Source organism: Vibrio marisflavi CECT 7928 (assembly GCF_921294215.1).
Taxonomy (GTDB): Bacteria; Pseudomonadota; Gammaproteobacteria; order Enterobacterales; family Vibrionaceae; genus Vibrio; species Vibrio marisflavi.
Genome location: NZ_CAKLDM010000002.1, coordinates 1,796,190 through 1,812,766 on the forward strand (window position 1 = coordinate 1,796,190; position 16,577 = coordinate 1,812,766).

Consider the following 16,577-nt stretch of genomic DNA (forward strand, 5'->3'; position numbering starts at 1 on the left):
ACACCAATAAAAGTGTTGCCTATGGAGAATCAATTAGAGGTTTTGTAACTGTTAAAGCAAGCTGTTTGCAGCTGGGTGGACCGAACGGTATAGCTCATAGTTTATGGTCTTTATATCACTGCTAAACAGAAGTTTCTGACACAACATATAGGTTTCGATAGACATATCTTTATAGAATGCCTCACTATAAGCCACACTCGCATCCTCTGAATGACCATTGAGCTCAGCAAGCTTGCCTTGCAATACGTAAGACAGTACAGAATGCCTCAAGCTTTGCGCTTTTTTCAAATATACTTTGGCCTGCTTTAACTCATCTATATAGATGTAATGCAATGCTAACGCTTCATAAACTCGCGGCTGCATTTGCATTGCAGCTCCCTCTTGGCTTCTCACCAACTCTGTACTGAGGGAAGTAATTCGCTGTTGGTTAAGCTTGATTTCAGGAGTCAGCGCTTGTTGTACATGATAAGCAATAAGCAACTCAGCTTGAGTCAGCCTATTATTCGGTTCATTCTGAAGAACTAACTCCAGCAGATCGATACCTTTCTGGAAGTCTTCTCCTTCAGAAGTATTCAAATAATGATTCGCTAATATCAAATCCTCTATTGCCTGCGGTTTAGATGGCAGCCCTCGCATCAACATATCAGCTTTTTTCTCTGGCTCTTCCACTTTCAAGACTTTCATGATGTCGATGTCAGCTTGGCGCAAAACCGAGTGCAAATGCTTCTTGCTTAAAGAGTATTGACGCTTAAAGACGATTTTGCCCGAAGAGTTGTTTTTATACTCAACATCTAAGAAGTGGCCATCAATATTCCCATCACCGTCTGAATCACGTTTATGTACACTGACTGTCACTGTGATGCCGGCAATAATATCAGTGTGAGCATTGTCTTTGTCCAACCTCACTCGATATGGCGTCACCTCTGTAATATCCATCATTAGCTTTTGACAAATCCCCCCAGAGAGCTGATGGCTAAGCTCATCACTATCAAACGACTGCTCATAGCGAAATTCGACTAAATGCGCGTCGATTGCCTGAGATATTTCCAACCCTGACTGTCTGTAAGTGAAATAGCCCATTGCAATCACAATGAATGAAATCAATAGCGCATTGACAAAGTGAACCTTCCAAGACTTCGGTCGTTTCGACTTTTCAGCCTTTCGTTTTGCTTTTTGGGCAACGGCTCGGGTTAGAGGTGCAGCAGGAAAGGCCATTGGTTGGCTTTCTTCCTCAGGGAAATCATGATCCGCATCAAGAGGCTTGCCTTGCAATTCAATTTCATCAGAAACCCTTTCGTTATAAGAGTCTCTGCCTACTGATTCAACCTCTTCTTGCGAGAGCGATAAACCTTCTTTTCTTGCAAGGTTTGCTTCTTCTGGCGTCAATCGAGCTACATGAGCGACCAGTTTATACCCTCGCTTGGGCACCGTAACAACATAGTTAATATTTTCTTCGCGACCATCTCGAAGTATTTTTCGCAAAGAAAAAATGGATTGAGTAACAACTTGGTCTGTAACGACTGCACTCGACCAAACATGTTCAATGAGCTTTTGGCGATCGTATACTTCACCAGCATTAATGGTTAGGAAATGAAGAAGGTTTATAAGCCTAGGCTCAACAGAAACTTCCCTATTTTTTCGATACAATTTATTTTCATCAACGCTCAATATCCAGTCGTTAATTTGAAAATACTCTGTCGTCATAAATCAATCTCAAAAATAGCTAACATCTAATAAGCCCAAAGCGCGTGCAATTCGAAGTAGTACATACCTAAATATAGCGCCATACTATGCATCCAGTATCTAAATGCTTTTTACAGTATTGCAAAGTGTGGGCTATTTTGAACTATCTTGAAGCACGTAATTTTGTCTTTTATCAATAAAACTCACTATTTTCTATACCTTTGCCACAAAAAAGATACCGAGAGTTCTATATCTAGTCTGAAATTCTGATTTTCTGCTCAAGTTGCATGAGTAAGATGTGAGACTTTGCCAACCAACGAGTCTGATTTCTAATCGAATTAGTTTCTGATGGCTGTAGATTATAGGCTATTTAGGGTTGCTGACATGTAGGTTTTAAGGGCTTATGAGCAATTAAGCAGAGTCTTAGTAACCAGCGGGACCGCTGGATAATTTGGAGGCAATCACGAGTGAGTATATTTAAGTGCTATAAATATGGCTTAGTTTGCAAACATCAAAAAGGGTGGAAGCCCCAGCCACATCCCGGCACACAAGTCACACGCTGCGGCTGCTTCCTTCCGGACCTGACCGAGTTCACGAGCTATTGTTGCGGGAGGACCAGGGCCTCCATAGATTTGGTTTCAAAAGCGTTGTACGCTCAAGAAGTGGGAAGGATTATCAGGGATACTGCCATCCAATGCAAGGGCTTACAGCGGAATTTATGTAATTTTACAACTAAGTGATTATCAAATGCTCAAATTAGATATTTTCTATCTAACTTGAGCACTTCTTCGTTGGTAGCGGGCTGTTACAACTCTTCATTTTCTTCTTCAGCACGCAAGATATAGTCGGTCATCCAAGCTGTGGCAAGCAAGCAAAACCATACGACAAAAACAGGGCTTGGCACATCAACATCAGGGGCGACCACAAGAGAAGCGAAGGCTATAGTCGGCAAGACCCAACAGAGTAATTCATTCCAGCCAGCAAACTTCGGTTTTATATAGCTTTCCATAGACGCGATGATTGCAATGAAGCCTATCGACACAACCGCCGCAAAACCTAAGCCTGCGACCCAAAGAGGAAGAACAAGTAATAAAGCCCACCACCTTCTCATATTGGTTGGCTTCCAATTATTCGCTGCCCACCAAATAGCAACCACCGATAATGTTTGAATTGCGGTCATCATTGCACTTCCCCCTAACTTACCGGAAGATTGGGTTACCATAAGGCCAATTTGCAATGTGACGACTATTAATGCTGCAGTCCACACAACACCAATACTGCTTCTCTTAGAAAAAATCACCATCAGCAGAGGCATTATGATCCACACACTCACCGAGACCGAGGCGGGTTGATTGGGCAAAGTAAACCCATATGCTATCATTCCTGCAAGTAGAACGGTGCTAGCAATTCTCCGTTCGGATAGAACCCATAGCGCTGGAATTAGCATGGCTAATACTGGGACATCACCTTCTCCAAGCGCTATCGCTCGTGAACAAATAATGACAAGAAAAGCTGTTGCTAAAAACTGAAACATTGATAATACCATTCCCTCTCCTTAGACCTTTCCGTGGTAACTTTTGAATTAGGACTTTTTTAGTATGGACCAATTTTTACAGCAGATCCTGCTAGTAATCTCTCAAATTCCCCAAGGGAAAGTAACCACTTACGGGGAAATTGCACGTATGGCAGGATATCCGGGCTATGCGCGGCACGTTGGAAAGGCGCTAGGAAATTTACCAGAAGGCAGTAAGTTACCTTGGTTTCGAGTCATTAACAGTCAAGGAAAAATCTCATTGACAGGTGAAAATGCTGCTCGGCAAAAAAGCTTACTAGAGCTCGATGGAATAAAGGTTAATGAAAATGGGAAAGTTCAATTAAACCAATACAAATGGCAACCATAGCAATAGTATGTATTAGATAACATCGGAAAACTGCTCACAAATACGATAATTTTTTAGTCAAATATTCTAAGTTTGTCGTATCTTTTAATTAGGCTTAATTAGAAAGAAAAGTAAACGATGACTCAGTTAGCGCATAATTCCGGATCTGATGCTAAACAAAATAGTGTTGACTCAAACACAGAGAAGGAAAAAGCCGAAAACTTGACTGAAAAAGCTTCATCTAGAGAAACTACCCCAATGAAAGGTGAAGACGCGCTTGCACTGGTTTCTCCACTCAGTGACTTTGCATTTTATGTTGCTGCGCCTAAACAAAAACCTATAAAGTGCCGTTCAAAATACGTTGGTATGCACTCAAAGAATTACGTCTTATTCGAAACCCCGGACATCACACAAGAACAATTTCAGCTCTACTTTCAAAAGGGTAATCCGATAAAGTGTTGCGCTCTATCTCAACGGGGTGAAGGTGCAAGAATTTATTTTAGAAGCAAACTAGCATTCATTATGCCGATTGAAGGGTCGGGAAAAAGCATCGTTTTTGTCGCTTTGCCTCGCACTGCAGATGTTGTGTTTGGACTACGCTCTGAAGCTCGCCTTGAAATTGCGATCCCAGGTGTCGCTAACCCAGCTCAAGACAATTACGAGTGTGAGATTAGAGACTTTTCGACAAATGGCTGTCAAGTCGTCATTGATATAGAAAGCAGTAACTACAAATTAGGCGATACCATTGATATCAAACTTAGCAACGAAGATGAAGAAACTGTCTTGCAAGGCACCATAAAAAACAAAAAGCGCAGTAATCAGTATTGGAAGTATGGTGTGCAGTTCAGTGAGGAAAGCTGTGAAACTTCTGCAGAATTGCTGGAGCGGTTGTCATTTGATGAAGGCTTAAGTCGATACCACCTTTAACCATTTTAGACATGAGCTCTCCCTAAATTAACAAAGGAGCCAAGGCTCCTTTGCCTCTATAACAACGACTTAACCGAAGTGGAAGCTGGAGTTGATCGTAACAGAGTGAAGGTCATCTTCTCTCATATCGTAGAGGTTGTAACCTAAGCCTAGAGAAAATCTTTCATTGAAATGGTATTCAGCGCCAAAGCCATACATAGGAGCTGCATGATTCTCTTTATAGCCATTTTCGCCAGTCACACTGTAATCATCGATGCCTACTCGTACATATAAGTTGTAAGGGCCAATATCTACATTCGGACGCACTGCTAAGTATCTCGCTCTAACTTTTATATCTTTGTTGGTATTGTCATAACCTGAGTCATCAAACTTTCCGTTGAACTGATAACCTGCTTCAACACCAATATTAGGCGTAACACTTGTTCCAATGTGAAAGCCATATGTTGCAGAAGAGTCGTTGCCTAAATTAGCCACACCAATTTGAGAACCACCGTAAAACCTTGTATCAGCGCTAGCTGCTGCCGAGACTGAAAGTAGTGTTAATACGATTAGGGCTTTTTTCATTACAAACCTTCTTTGATTAGAAAAATAAGACTATCGATATGTCGATAACGTCAAAGGAGGCATATTGTAAAGACTGGTAAATGTTCACTCTAGGGTTACCAATACCCATTAAATGTCAATAATGTCAACATCTTGTCATCAGAATGTCTTGTAAGTAATGTATACAAGACATGAATTTTAGTGAATAAGGAATAGGATCGAGCTAGTAGAACTCGTAATGTATGCTGAACATAAAATTGTCGACTACAGGAACAAACTCGTTGGTATTATCTGCGTTGACAGACTTGTCTCCGAAGTAGTGCGTTACCGAAGCTTGTAAACTAAGAGCTTCATCTAGGCTGTACCTCACCCCAACGCCAACCAATGGTTTAAAGGCTCCGTCATCTGTCTTCGTGTTGGTACTTGCGTCAGTAACATCAGACATCATATACGCCATACCAGCTTTTCCAAACATACTCCAAAGCTCATCTACTCGGTAATAGACCTTTCCTGCGAGATCAACTGAAGAGCCTCGAACCTTGTACTCATCCGTGTTTGTATACTGAAAGGTCGCATCACCGAAGTTGGTATAACCCACTTCTAAACCACCTTCCATTTCCATCGCTATAGGTTGCGAATAACCCACAGCAATTCGGCTAGAGACGTGTGACTCAGTGGTGTTGTTAAAACCTGTGTGCGGTATCGTTTGTACAGCACTGCCCAGTCCTCCCTCAAAATAGAGAGTTTCGGCGTTGGCTGAGGTCGAAACAAGCCCAAATATAGCTGCGCCCACGCACACCGAGCTTATTACCTTTTTAACGATACCCCATTGTTTCATCATGACACCACTGATAAGAAATTAACCACGCGATTGTAAAGTATACACTCATTTATGCAAATAAACTGAACAACCCAAACTCATCACGGAATCTCGTTAACCACAGACACTGCGGTAGAAATACTTTTCACAAAACCGTTCATCCACTTTCCTAACAAGCATTGCTATGATTGAAACGAGAACAACAGCGAACACTAACCTTCCCCAGAAAATGGCATAAAAGTCAGCGCCAATCATTAAAATCAAAACAGTGTCTTCTATTAAACTGTGCAAAAGATTTAGCAGCATCACCGCAGTAAACACATCTCTTGCCGGTATGTGACCTTTTTTTGCCTCGTTGATCAATAAGCCGCCACCGAAAGATATACCCAGAGTTACTCCGATGATGGTCAGATTCGTCGCCTCACGACTGATACCTAATACTCTAAATAATGGACTCAGCAATATCGCCATAAGCTTTTCGATCCCCAGCAGCTTAAGCACTTTAAGGGCAAATAACAAAACAGAGACCACAGCCATTATCATGAATAGGCTTTCAACCTGCCCTAATAGCCAGTTAGACCAATGAGGGTCAGTGATTGAATCCGGTTGCCACAGTACAATTGCTGGTTGATCTAAATAGTTGCCATACTGATAAATCAAATGAAGTATCCAACCAAATAGTAGGCTGCCTCCCACTCGCAACAAAATAGTGCTCCACCAGCTAACACCTGCTTTCTTGGCAACGGCACCTTCAATTGGTATCGAGTGAGCTAGTAACATCATACTGCCTAAAACGGACGCTTGAGCAATGGTAAGAGGTACACCTAAATTGAGCAGTACAGCAACACCCGCATAGTTATTCGTTAGTAGTGCCGTAGCCCAAACAATGCCCATTTCACTAGGTAAACCAACAAGACTCATTATGGGGTGTAAGGCATGACTCAATACGTCAATACCGCCGATCTCCTCGAACAGCTTCATCAAGAAAATGATAGGAATCATAATTTTGAAAAGGGTCAGTGTTACTTCAAAAATCTCTTTTCCTAGCTCTCTAAAAAATAGGCTCAGTCGTTTCACGTCACTCTCCTAATCCTTGTTTTTGTTCTACCTAAAATTCTACATATCTCGCCACTGTTAAAGTTTCTTTAAACAAAGGTCTAAGTAGTCAATATTTCTTTTTTCTCCTATATTGAGAAATATTCAGTCCTAAAATTATAGATATAAGAAATCATGCAACTCGACCGACTCGACATCGCCATTTTGAAGCACCTACAAAAAAATAATCGCATCGCCAACAACGAACTGGCAGACAAAGTTGGATTGTCAGCACCAGCGTGCTTAAAACGCGTAAAACGCTTGAGAGAGGAGAACATTATTGTCGGCGATGTATCGATTCTGAACCCTGAACTTGCAGGTAACACCATGACATTGATTGTTTCAGTAGAAATGGAAAGAGATCGCGCAGATCTTTACCAACGATTTAGGCAATCGATGGCTGAAGCTTCACAAGTCACCCAATGTTATCAAGTTTCTGGCAACTACGACTTTTTGCTCATTGTTTGTGTAAAAGACATCCAAGGCTATGAACACTTCGTCGAGCGCGTATTGCACACTCAACTCAATATCCGAAAGTTCCACACTTCCGTCTCTCTAAGAACGGTTAAGTTTTCCACGGAGATTGAGTTGAGCGAGAAGTGAGTTATCAATTGTAGGGTATTGTTTGAAGAACATACGCCTACGTTCTTCAAAATCACCTAAACAAAAGCCTAGACTGCGCTCTAAATTACTGAAGACGTCCAATTTTTCAGCATATTCCAGCACAAACCTAAATATTCATGAAAAGCCTTTCTGGTATTAGAGATTGCATCTCCATTGGGAACTGAAAGAAGCTGGGGACTATTTCCTGACATTGGTACTTCAGTTGGTGCGGGAATTGGGTGTAGACCTTCTTTGAGGAAGATACTCATTGCTCTAGGCATGTGATACGCCGAAGTCACCAAAATAAAAGGCTCATTCCCAATTAACCTCTTAATATTCTGCGCTTCTTCGCGTGTATCTCGCGGTTTGCTTTGGATAAGTATATCTTTTTTAGGTATACCTATACTTACCAGCTTGTTCGCGTTCAATATCGCTTCCGGAATATCAAGGCCTGGTGCAGCATAACCCGAAGTTATAATTTTCGTACCATGTAAATGATGAAATAGCCGAATAGCTTCATAGGCTCTTCCATTGAAGTCACCGCCAAGCAGTAAGATATATTTCGCATCAATATGGGCGTAGCTATTCAAAGTCAATGGTGGATAAGCTGTCTCCAATGGTTCTATAAGAGAATTAGATATAGGAGCATACCCAATTAAAAACAACCAGATAAATGAGACTGTCAAAAATACTTTTGCTTTTTTGTAACTCTGCCTATAGAGAAACCAAAGTCCTAAAAATAGTAGAAGTAGCCCAATAGAAAAAGGCATTAAAAATGCCGATATCACTTTTTTTAAAATAAAACCCATGATTCCTCTTCATATATGGTTATTTTGCAAACGGAAGACAAAGCCCCAGTTTACTATTGCCAAAACAAAGCGATACAAGATTTAGAAAAATACTAGACAAAAATCAATCGACTGTTTCATATTGAGGATAGGGGCTCCTTTAGACTACACGCCCCTCGGGTGATTCAAGATATGATCTTCCCAATCAACCACATCAATTTCATAGACAACTTTGTTGCGAACGCTTTCTCCCGCTGCGTGCATGGCAGATTTAGAGCCAGTAAGAAGTGGGTGCCATTCAGGTAAAGGTTTGTTTTCAGAGAGTAATCGATATGCGCATGTATCTGGCAACCAATTGAACTCAGGAATTGTTTCGCGAGTGAGCTTTAGACACTCTTCACCAGATTCAAAACGATTCGGGTAATCCTTACAAGAGCAGGTTTTGCTGTTTAACCAACTGCAAGCTACATTGGTGTAATAAAGCTCGTCAGTATCTTCGTCTACAAGCTTGTGTAAACAGCACTTTCCACAGCCATCACAAAGAGATTCCCACTCTTCATCGTTCATCTGCTCTAGTGATTTTGACTGCCAAAATGGTGTGCTCATATGCCTTGTTTCTTTGAGTAGTGTAATTACGCTTGGCTTTATAACTCTCCACACGTAAAAGTGCAAGCCACACTTTTATAGTTAAGTTTACGTCTTGAGCTATTTTTTGCTAGTATTCGCACCCTTTAGAAATACGAGAAAAGTTATGGATTGTCGCCTAGGTTGCGGAGCTTGCTGTATTGCTCCAAGCATTTCTACCCCGATTCCCGGGATGCCAAATGGCAAACCAGCGGGAGAGCGCTGCGTACAATTGAATGAAGATAATTTGTGTCGTCTGTTTGGAAAGCCGGAACGACCTAAAGTCTGTCTTAGCTTTAAACCGTGTGCAGATGTTTGTGGTAGTACAAATGAAAGTGCGCTGGAAACCCTGCTCGAATTAGAATCGGTGACTAAAGCCAGCGCATAAGCTTCCTTTTGCCACCGTAATGAGCGTTATAGCTTCTGTCGCCCTAATAAAGAGTGAGAAAGTGTTGTGCCATCTACGAGCTCAAGCTCTCCACCAACGGGAACACCATGAGCAATTCGTGATGCGCTCACTTCATGAACTTTGCATAAGTCAGCGATATAGTACGCCGTTGCTTCACCTTCAACGGTAGGGTTTGTGGCAAGAATGACTTCTGAGATATCCCCTTGCCTAAGGCGATAGTCAAGAACATCTAATCCAATATCACTTGGCCCTACCCCATCTAGCGGCGATAAATGTCCCATCAGTACAAAATACCGACCTGAATACTGGCCTGTTGCCTCAACCGCAGCAATATCTGCAGGGCTTTCAACAACGCAAATTTGGCCATTTTCTTGTCTTTTAGGGTTGGTACAAATATGACAAACGTCTTGTTCAGTAAATGTTCGACACTCTGAGCAGTGACCAATTTCGGTCATCGCTTTGTTCAGTGCATCAGCCAACAGAAGGCCGCCTTGTCGATCTCGCTGCAATAAATGAAAGGCCATACGTTGTGCTGACTTGGGACCAACCCCAGGTAAACAACGTAAGGCCTCCATTAACTGCTCCAGCATGTGACTGGTACGCATTCAATAGATACTTTATCTAATGAATTAGAAAGGCATTTTCATACCAGGTGGTAGCTGCATTCCACCTGTTACTGATGCCATTTTCTCTTTCTGTGTCTCTTCTACGCGACGTGCTGCATCATTAAATGCCGCTGCGATAAGGTCTTCAAGCATTTCCTTATCATCTTCCATCAGGCTTTCGTCGATATCAACACGACGAACGCTGTGGCTGCCAGTAATGGTGACTTTTACAAGTCCAGCTCCAGATTCACCTGTTACTTCCATATTCGCGATTTCTTCTTGAAGCTTTTGCATTTGCTCTTGCATTTGCTGGGCTTGCTTCATTAGATTGCCCATGCCACCTTTACCAAACATGTTTATCTCTCTGATTTACTGGTTATGTCCTGTTTATGGGGTAGAACACTTCAATTTTCAACCCCACAAATTATTTAGATAGGTCGAATACTATCTGTATCTATGTCGGCAACAAAGCGAGCCTTTAAGAATTTAACATTCTCATCATTCTCTAGACTCTCAATTGCAGACTTCAATTTGTGCTGATAAATATCTTCTCGCAGTTCAAAAGGCGTGATCCCCTGATTACCAACCTCAATGCTAATCTGCAGTTCTTCTCCTGTTGCTGTGCGAATGGCATCTAGTAGTTCAAGCCTAGCCTTATCAGTATTGAGGTGCGCTTGGTTCTTTCGTAGCGTGAGTTCAATCTGATTATCGACTCTTTGATAGGCAGAGTTTAACGCCAATTGTTGCACCAACTTGGACGTTTGTAGCTTGCAAATTAAAGCTGACCAATCATCTTTTTCGACAGATTCACGTAAAAGCTTTTCCGTCATCTCAGGTGTCTTAACATGTTCCAAGGCTGACTTTATCTGAGTTGGAGTAAGCTCTTTCTTTTCTGCCTTAATCGGTTGCTGAGAAGGCTTCCACTGATATGGCTCATTGGAAGTCTCTCTTTCTATGACCTGCTGCTTAGTTGACACTTGCGACGCTACAGAAGTTCCGTCATGTTTTTGCGCGACTCGCTGTAAAACAGAGTCCGCTGTCGCTAGTGCCGCCTTAGACTTTTTTCCGCTATCACCGTTATTTCGCTCGTTTGAGCTTAACCCTTTACGTTTAGACCTCAGTTGGTGCCTCAGGCCACCTAAACCTGAAGGTTTGGTCTGCTTAGATTCCTCAACACTGCTCTTTTCTGTCGATGTTGTTTGAACAGGTTCTGCTTGTTGATACTGCTCATAACCCGAAGGCGGCTCATAAGAATCTGGAGCATAGTCAGCCTGTGGAATATTGATATCTTGATAACTGCTAATTGGTGGCTGATCTTGAGTATGACCTGAGCTTTGGTCATTGCTACTCTGCGATCGTAGTGTTGAAGCTTCAGCTTGCACCACCTTCTCTTCAACTGCAGGCGAAAGCTGCTGGGGTGCCTGGAGAGGCTCAGAAGACTGCACAGAAACACTCGGAGAGACATTTAAGCTAGGTTGCTGAACCATCTCCGTACTAATAGCACTTGCTGTTAAAATAGTCGCAGGACGAAATGCCATCATCCGAAGAACGATCATTTCAACACCAGCTCTCTCTGTTGGAGAAAGAGCTAAATCATCACGCCCTTTGAGAGCGATTTGATAAAACAGCTGCACATCTTGCGGATTCAATACACGACTTAACAACTCAATTTTCTCAGCATCAGGTTGAGAAGAGTCTAACGTTGAAGGTAGCGCTTGGTACATAGCTACGCGATGTAACTGGGCAGCGAGTTGTTGCAGCAAACCATCCCAGTCAATGCCATTTTCAGCGAACAACTTCAGTTGGTCCATCGCCGCTTGGGGTTGTTTACTGCTGATAGCTTCCAGTAAGTGGATCGCTTGAGCTGTATCTAAAGTGCCAAGCATGTCTGCCACTAAACCCGATTCTACTCGTCCATTGCCTAGTGCAATCGCTTGATCAGTTAGGCTTAGCGCATCACGCATACTTCCATCAGCTGCATGTGATAGCAGACCTAATGCCCTTTGTTCAAAAGACACTGATTCACTATTTAATATGAATTCTAGCTGCTGGTGTATGTTGTCTACACTGATAGGTTTGAGGTGGAATTGTAGGCAGCGCGATAGAATAGTCACTGGTAGTTTTTGTGGATCCGTCGTCGCCAACAAAAACTTAACGTACTCTGGCGGCTCCTCTAACGTTTTCAGCAACGCGTTGAAGCTATGCCTTGAAAGCATGTGCACTTCATCGATTAGATAAACTTTGAACCGTCCACGAGCAGGCTTGTATTGAACATTGTCCAGCAGGTCACGCGTATCTTCTACTTTTGTTCGAGACGCCGCGTCGATTTCTAAAAGATCGACAAATCGACCTTGGTCAATTTCCTTACATGTATCACACTGGCCACAAGGCGTAGAGGTAATGCCTGTCTCACAGTTTAGCCCTTTTGCCAGCAATCGTCCTATGGTGGTTTTCCCCACCCCTCGAGTGCCGCTAAATAGATAGGCGTGATGCAATCGGTTGTGTGCTAGGGCATTTTCTAAAGCCGTAAGCACATGAGATTGACCAACAACTTGCTCAAACGTTGTTGGTCGCCATTTTCGTGCTAATGCAAGATAACTCATGAACGATTCCAATTCGTGGTAATCAATGACCGTCAAACTCACAAATACTAAATACGTTTAGGCCTAACGCTTCTAAACGTTTATCCCCACCAAGCTCAGGTAGATTAATGACAAATGCAGCGTGCTCTGCGGTTCCACCTAGTTGACGAATCAACTTCGCTGTTGCTTCAATTGTTCCACCTGTAGCCAGCAAATCATCCACAACTAGTACTTTGTCGCCTTCGCTTATGGAGTCAACATGAATGTGCAATTCATCAGTACCGTATTCAAGGTCGTAACTTTGTCCGATAGTTTTTCTTGGCAGCTTACCCGGCTTACGCACTGGCACAAATCCAATACCAAGTTCGAGTGCCAAAGGCGCGCCAAACAAAAATCCGCGAGCTTCTGTACCCACCACTTTTGTAAAGCCTAGATCTTTATATTTCTCGACTAGCAGCTGGATAGTCTCGCGGTACGCCTTTGCGTCTTCTAATAAGCTAGTTACGTCCCTAAATAGAATACCTGCTTTTGGGTAGTCCGGGATGCTTTTGATGCTCGATTTGATTAATGAAATTCTGTCAGTTGTCATAATGCAGCGGTATCTTCTCTAAAATGGTAATGCTAGTGATTTTCGCGCTTGTGCGCAACAAACTCAAGCGTTGGTAAACGGATAAACCAGCAAATTAATACTAGATAAGTTAATAACAGTAAGATTTTCAACCAATCCACTGAAACAATCCAAATAGATAATGCAAACGATACGGTAATCAGTATTACTCCACGGCGTTTAACTGATCGGCTTACCGCCCGGCTTTTATGCCAATTATCCAATATTGGGCCAAATACTGAATGGTTGTGTAACCAGCTTCGAAACTTAGCACTACCTCGCATAAAGCACGCACTTGCTAGCAACACAAAAGGAGTCGTGGGTAGCACAGGTAATACAATGCCGATTACAGCAAGTAACAGGCAAATAAACCCCAAAGAGTTAAAAACAACGTTTCTCACCAATTTGCTTTGTCCATAAAAAAGAGCCCATTTAACATTGTTAATTGGGCTCCTTATCCAAGTAAAGTTATTTATGCATTGGACGCTTGGTGAATGTCCATGCTGAAGCTACTTGAACCTAGTCGATTGAGCGACAATTGCCCTGCACTATTGATTGGTAAATCAGTGACGATAAAGTTCTTAATGCAATTTTCCCCAAGCTTTGTCCCCGCAGAAATGTGCTGCGTGATGTACCCATTTGACCACTGAGCATCAAGGCCTGCTGGTAAAAGTGATACCGTACCTTCAGATAAATCTGCAATACCAAACATCGCCTTAACTGGGCTAGCACAATCTGAGCAGCTAATTCCCTTTTCAAGTAGATACGCCATATCTTTTAGATCTGCGTTGAAGCTTTTCAAATTTCTTAGGTAATCGTGGAATAAAGCTCTAACGAGCAACGTTGTCGCAGTCCCATGCCCTTCATGTGCAGCTGAGTCGACCAAATAAAAAGCGAATTGGCCGTTCATCAACCAAGCATAATCAAATACCAACGGCATAATGTCCGTCGATTGAAGCAATCGATAGCTACACTTCCAGGAACCTTGTGAGGTGTCTTTGTCAGGAAGCAAAGCATGCAGTAAATCTCTTGCTGCACTTGGGTTTTGTTGCAAGAAATCTAGATGCCAATGCAGCTCCTGTTCTTCTGGCATATCACCAGCATCGACTCGAAACCACTGGCTGGAAAAGTCTCGCTGATCGGCAATATGGTTAAAGGTATCATCTAGCGTATTTTCAATCGCGCTAGTTAAGTGTTCGTGATTGCCAATTGGCTTTGGCAAAAAGTCTTTGATACCAAATCTTAGTGCTTTAGCAACATCAGACATATCTTCTGTCGCAGACACTACGATCATAGGGAGTGAAGGATATTCCAAGCTAACTTCTTCAGCGAATTCAATGCCATCAAGGACAGGCATTGCAATATCACATAGAATTAGATCAGGTTCCGCGGTGCGGAGTTTTTGAAGTCCGTCCAAGCCATTTTCTGCTTCCATAACTTCGTAACCCTGAGCAGTCAAATATCCTGACGTTACTCGACGGAATATAGGGTCATCATCAACCAACATTATAAGGGTCTGATTTTCAGAAGTTTTAACCGAGTCCACAGTAGCCATATTATGAGTTCCATACATAAGCTTTCGCCTCTAGCATCTCATTTAATGTAATTTATTATGATTTTATTTTTTTAGAGCACTCATTTAAAAGTAGCTGTGAAATTCGATTTATACAAATATTCCACTTTTCTCGGCTCTGACATACTATATGTACGGAAGATATAGAATTATGTCTGCTTAAAGTGACTCAAGCCTTGAGTTCTGATATACATATAAATTATGTCAATTTGCAATGAAATGTGTCTGAAAAAATGAAATTAGATGATCTGAACTTATTTAGACTGGTTGTGGAGAATGGTAGTTATACCGCGACGTCCCGAAAAACAATGATTCCAGTGGCTACTATCACCCGACGAGTTCAGGCTTTAGAAGATTCGTTAAACCTAAGACTACTTAACCGTCATGCTCGCAAATTATCACTGACTGAGGCTGGCGAGCGCTTCTTTCAAGAGTGCTCCCCTCTTCTGCAACGTCTATCAGTAACAGCCGAAGAGTTAACGGACGAATGTCGCGGAGCAGCAGGCAAGATTAAAATATCAGCACCGTCGAACCTAACAAAACGTACCATGATGCCAATGTTCAACGAGTTCATGAGGCATTACCCAGACATTAATATCGAGCTGACAACAAGCAACCATGCGGATCAATTAGACCCGACAGAGTGGGACGTGATTTTCCGTGTTGGTCCTCAACGCGACTCTAGCCTAATCGCCAGAAAGATAAGTGAAGTCAAAGATATACTAGTTGCAAGTCCCGACTATTTCGCTAACAATCCAGTTCCAAAACATGCGGAAGATTTAGCCAATCACTCATTGCTAAAGGGCCATCCGTTAATTAAGTGGCAACTGACTAATTCTTCTGGGGAAACTATCGTCAACAATGACAAAGGGCGTTTTCAAGCTAACACACTAGACGTAGTACGTATCGCCTCTACAGAAGGGCTAGGCATTACCCTGATGCCAGATGTAATGCTGAAAGAGCACATAGAAAGTGGTGCGTTAATTCGCGTTTTAGACGACTGGAGTGCAAACCCTCGTGATATTTATATGCTGTATAACCATAAAGATCACCTACCTGAAAAAGTAAGACTTTTCATAGACTTCGTCATTGCATACAAGATTCATTAATTGACAAAAAAATGACAGAAGGCCCGATGATACACATCGGGCCTTCTTTTTATTAGTTTAAATATATGAGCAAGGTATCACATAAATTCTACAAATTTGCTCAGTTCCCTTTCTGGCACTCTCATTGGCATACAGCCTGGAGTCCCGAGATATAGGAAGCCAACTATTTCATCTTCCCCTTGTAGGCCAAACGCTTTATGCACCTCTGGGTGGAACATCCACTCCCCTGAACGCCAGTAGCCTTGAAAGCCTTGCGCACAGGCTGCCATTTGCATCGCTTGAACAGCGCAACCTGCCGATAAATGCTGCTCTAACGCTGGCACTTTTTTATGCTCTTTTACTTTAGCAATAACGGTAATCACCATTGGTGCTCTAAAAGGCGCATTTTTTAGTTTTTCGACGATAGCCTCTTCACTATTTTCTGACTTGGCCGCATTAACCAAAATGTCAGACAGTTTTTGTAACCCTTCACCTTGCGAAATAACAAACTTCCATGGCGTAAGACCGCCATGATCTGGCGCTCTTAAACCCGCTTTAATGATATTTTCTAGCGCTTGCCCTTCTGGTGCAGGCTCGGTTAATTTGGCAATTGAGCGACGATTTAAAAGCAGTTCTAATGCTTCCATTTTGAATCCTTCTTTATTTTTCTCGACGTTGTAAACGACTATTAGACTTATTAAGGCTTGAGAAAATAGTAACCCTGCAAAACTAAAAAGGCGAACACTAATG

At 42.3% G+C, this 16,577-nt stretch carries 19 protein-coding genes and 1 other RNA gene; 5 read left to right on the forward strand and 15 right to left on the reverse strand.

Annotated features, from left to right (window positions below):
- Positions 1-51: 51 nt before the first annotated feature.
- From cadC to L7A31_RS14960, 3 genes are all read right to left on the reverse strand, one after another.
- Positions 52-1,704, reverse strand: coding sequence for a lysine decarboxylation/transport transcriptional activator CadC (gene cadC, locus L7A31_RS14950; protein WP_237362574.1), 1,653 nt, complete (start codon positions 1,702-1,704; stop codon positions 52-54).
- A gap of 503 nt (positions 1,705-2,207) precedes the next feature.
- Positions 2,208-2,304, reverse strand: an RNA gene (gene ffs, locus L7A31_RS14955) — signal recognition particle sRNA small type.
- Positions 2,305-2,488: 184 nt separating this feature from the next.
- Positions 2,489-3,229 (reverse strand): VP0952 family biofilm-associated protein, encoded by a 741-nt coding sequence (locus L7A31_RS14960; RefSeq protein WP_237362575.1) that lies wholly within the window; start codon positions 3,227-3,229, stop codon positions 2,489-2,491.
- A gap of 52 nt (positions 3,230-3,281) precedes the next feature.
- On the opposite strand from L7A31_RS14960, the gene L7A31_RS14965 reads away from it, so the two are divergent.
- Entirely contained in the window at positions 3,282-3,584 is a 303-nt protein-coding gene (locus tag L7A31_RS14965; RefSeq protein ID WP_237362576.1) for an MGMT family protein, read from the forward strand.
- Positions 3,585-3,701: 117 nt separating this feature from the next.
- Complete coding sequence (locus L7A31_RS14970) at positions 3,702-4,490, forward strand: PilZ domain-containing protein (protein ID WP_237362577.1); 789 nt, start codon at positions 3,702-3,704, stop codon at positions 4,488-4,490.
- A 69-nt stretch (positions 4,491-4,559) separates the two neighbouring features.
- On the opposite strand, the gene L7A31_RS14975 is transcribed toward L7A31_RS14970, so the two are convergent.
- From L7A31_RS14975 to L7A31_RS14985, 3 genes are all read right to left on the reverse strand, one after another.
- Positions 4,560-5,054, reverse strand: coding sequence for a porin family protein (locus L7A31_RS14975; RefSeq protein WP_237362578.1), 495 nt, complete (start codon positions 5,052-5,054; stop codon positions 4,560-4,562).
- Between the two features lie 202 nt (positions 5,055-5,256).
- On the reverse strand, positions 5,257-5,874 hold the full coding sequence (locus tag L7A31_RS14980; protein ID WP_237362579.1) for an outer membrane protein: 618 nt from the start codon (positions 5,872-5,874) through the stop codon (positions 5,257-5,259).
- Positions 5,875-5,967: 93 nt separating this feature from the next.
- Complete coding sequence (locus L7A31_RS14985) at positions 5,968-6,930, reverse strand: hypothetical protein (RefSeq protein ID WP_237362580.1); 963 nt, start codon at positions 6,928-6,930, stop codon at positions 5,968-5,970.
- A 153-nt stretch (positions 6,931-7,083) separates the two neighbouring features.
- On the opposite strand from L7A31_RS14985, the gene L7A31_RS14990 reads away from it, so the two are divergent.
- Positions 7,084-7,551, forward strand: a complete 468-nt coding sequence (locus tag L7A31_RS14990; RefSeq protein WP_237362581.1) for an Lrp/AsnC family transcriptional regulator — start codon at positions 7,084-7,086, stop codon at positions 7,549-7,551.
- A gap of 80 nt (positions 7,552-7,631) precedes the next feature.
- Here the strand turns inward: L7A31_RS14990 and L7A31_RS14995 are convergent, their stop codons facing one another.
- Together L7A31_RS14995 and L7A31_RS15000 are read right to left on the reverse strand one after the other, a co-directional pair.
- Entirely contained in the window at positions 7,632-8,360 is a 729-nt protein-coding gene (locus L7A31_RS14995; RefSeq protein ID WP_237362582.1) for an ElyC/SanA/YdcF family protein, read from the reverse strand.
- Between the two features lie 144 nt (positions 8,361-8,504).
- The gene (locus L7A31_RS15000; RefSeq protein ID WP_237362583.1) at positions 8,505-8,945 is read right to left on the reverse strand and encodes a YcgN family cysteine cluster protein; all 441 of its coding nucleotides are present in this window, start codon (positions 8,943-8,945) and stop codon (positions 8,505-8,507) included.
- A gap of 145 nt (positions 8,946-9,090) precedes the next feature.
- Between L7A31_RS15000 and L7A31_RS15005 the strand changes: the two genes are divergently transcribed.
- Complete coding sequence (locus L7A31_RS15005; protein ID WP_237362584.1) at positions 9,091-9,351, forward strand: YkgJ family cysteine cluster protein; 261 nt, start codon at positions 9,091-9,093, stop codon at positions 9,349-9,351.
- A 26-nt stretch (positions 9,352-9,377) separates the two neighbouring features.
- Here L7A31_RS15005 and recR read toward each other — a convergent pair whose 3' ends face one another.
- The 6 genes from recR to L7A31_RS15035 all read right to left on the reverse strand — a co-directional run bounded on the left by recR (position 9,378) and on the right by L7A31_RS15035 (position 14,739).
- Complete coding sequence (gene recR, locus L7A31_RS15010) at positions 9,378-9,977, reverse strand: recombination mediator RecR (RefSeq protein ID WP_237362585.1); 600 nt, start codon at positions 9,975-9,977, stop codon at positions 9,378-9,380.
- A 24-nt stretch (positions 9,978-10,001) separates the two neighbouring features.
- Positions 10,002-10,331: a YbaB/EbfC family nucleoid-associated protein gene (locus tag L7A31_RS15015; RefSeq protein WP_237362586.1), complete on the reverse strand. Its 330-nt coding sequence runs from the start codon at positions 10,329-10,331 to the stop codon at positions 10,002-10,004.
- A 74-nt stretch (positions 10,332-10,405) separates the two neighbouring features.
- On the reverse strand, positions 10,406-12,580 hold the full coding sequence (gene dnaX / locus L7A31_RS15020) for a DNA polymerase III subunit gamma/tau (RefSeq protein WP_237362587.1): 2,175 nt from the start codon (positions 12,578-12,580) through the stop codon (positions 10,406-10,408).
- 22 nt (positions 12,581-12,602) lie between these two features.
- On the reverse strand, positions 12,603-13,148 hold the full coding sequence (apt, locus tag L7A31_RS15025) for an adenine phosphoribosyltransferase (RefSeq protein ID WP_237362588.1): 546 nt from the start codon (positions 13,146-13,148) through the stop codon (positions 12,603-12,605).
- Positions 13,149-13,180: 32 nt separating this feature from the next.
- On the reverse strand, positions 13,181-13,567 hold the full coding sequence (locus L7A31_RS15030; RefSeq protein WP_290368757.1) for a YbaN family protein: 387 nt from the start codon (positions 13,565-13,567) through the stop codon (positions 13,181-13,183).
- 71 nt (positions 13,568-13,638) lie between these two features.
- Positions 13,639-14,739 (reverse strand): response regulator, encoded by a 1,101-nt coding sequence (locus L7A31_RS15035; RefSeq protein WP_237362589.1) that lies wholly within the window; start codon positions 14,737-14,739, stop codon positions 13,639-13,641.
- A 233-nt stretch (positions 14,740-14,972) separates the two neighbouring features.
- Between L7A31_RS15035 and L7A31_RS15040 the strand changes: the two genes are divergently transcribed.
- The gene (locus tag L7A31_RS15040; RefSeq protein WP_237362590.1) at positions 14,973-15,848 is read left to right on the forward strand and encodes a LysR family transcriptional regulator; all 876 of its coding nucleotides are present in this window, start codon (positions 14,973-14,975) and stop codon (positions 15,846-15,848) included.
- A 77-nt stretch (positions 15,849-15,925) separates the two neighbouring features.
- On the opposite strand, the gene L7A31_RS15045 is transcribed toward L7A31_RS15040, so the two are convergent.
- Positions 15,926-16,474 (reverse strand): NAD(P)H nitroreductase, encoded by a 549-nt coding sequence (locus L7A31_RS15045; protein ID WP_237362591.1) that lies wholly within the window; start codon positions 16,472-16,474, stop codon positions 15,926-15,928.
- Positions 16,475-16,577 lie beyond the last annotated feature (103 nt).

Excerpts from the sequence above, each read along its gene's own strand:
- L7A31_RS15015 (WP_237362586.1), bottom strand. The coding sequence starts at position 10,331 with ATGTTTGGTAAAGGTGGCATGGGCAATCTAATGAAGCAAGCCCAGCAA.
- L7A31_RS14990 (WP_237362581.1), top strand. The coding sequence starts at position 7,084 with ATGCAACTCGACCGACTCGACATCGCCATTTTGAAGCACCTACAAAAA.
- L7A31_RS14975 (WP_237362578.1), bottom strand. The coding sequence starts at position 5,054 with ATGAAAAAAGCCCTAATCGTATTAACACTACTTTCAGTCTCGGCAGCA.
- L7A31_RS14995 (WP_237362582.1), bottom strand. The coding sequence starts at position 8,360 with ATGGGTTTTATTTTAAAAAAAGTGATATCGGCATTTTTAATGCCTTTT.
- L7A31_RS15045 (WP_237362591.1), bottom strand. The coding sequence starts at position 16,474 with ATGGAAGCATTAGAACTGCTTTTAAATCGTCGCTCAATTGCCAAATTA.
- L7A31_RS14960 (WP_237362575.1), bottom strand. The coding sequence starts at position 3,229 with ATGGTATTATCAATGTTTCAGTTTTTAGCAACAGCTTTTCTTGTCATT.
- L7A31_RS15000 (WP_237362583.1), bottom strand. The coding sequence starts at position 8,945 with ATGAGCACACCATTTTGGCAGTCAAAATCACTAGAGCAGATGAACGAT.
- cadC (WP_237362574.1), bottom strand. The coding sequence starts at position 1,704 with ATGACGACAGAGTATTTTCAAATTAACGACTGGATATTGAGCGTTGAT.
- L7A31_RS15035 (WP_237362589.1), bottom strand. The coding sequence starts at position 14,739 with ATGTATGGAACTCATAATATGGCTACTGTGGACTCGGTTAAAACTTCT.
- recR (WP_237362585.1), bottom strand. The coding sequence starts at position 9,977 with ATGCGTACCAGTCACATGCTGGAGCAGTTAATGGAGGCCTTACGTTGT.
- L7A31_RS14970 (WP_237362577.1), top strand. The coding sequence starts at position 3,702 with ATGACTCAGTTAGCGCATAATTCCGGATCTGATGCTAAACAAAATAGT.
- L7A31_RS15005 (WP_237362584.1), top strand. The coding sequence starts at position 9,091 with ATGGATTGTCGCCTAGGTTGCGGAGCTTGCTGTATTGCTCCAAGCATT.
- L7A31_RS15040 (WP_237362590.1), top strand. The coding sequence starts at position 14,973 with ATGAAATTAGATGATCTGAACTTATTTAGACTGGTTGTGGAGAATGGT.
- apt (WP_237362588.1), bottom strand. The coding sequence starts at position 13,148 with ATGACAACTGACAGAATTTCATTAATCAAATCGAGCATCAAAAGCATC.
- dnaX (WP_237362587.1), bottom strand. The coding sequence starts at position 12,580 with ATGAGTTATCTTGCATTAGCACGAAAATGGCGACCAACAACGTTTGAG.
- L7A31_RS14965 (WP_237362576.1), top strand. The coding sequence starts at position 3,282 with ATGGACCAATTTTTACAGCAGATCCTGCTAGTAATCTCTCAAATTCCC.
- L7A31_RS14980 (WP_237362579.1), bottom strand. The coding sequence starts at position 5,874 with ATGATGAAACAATGGGGTATCGTTAAAAAGGTAATAAGCTCGGTGTGC.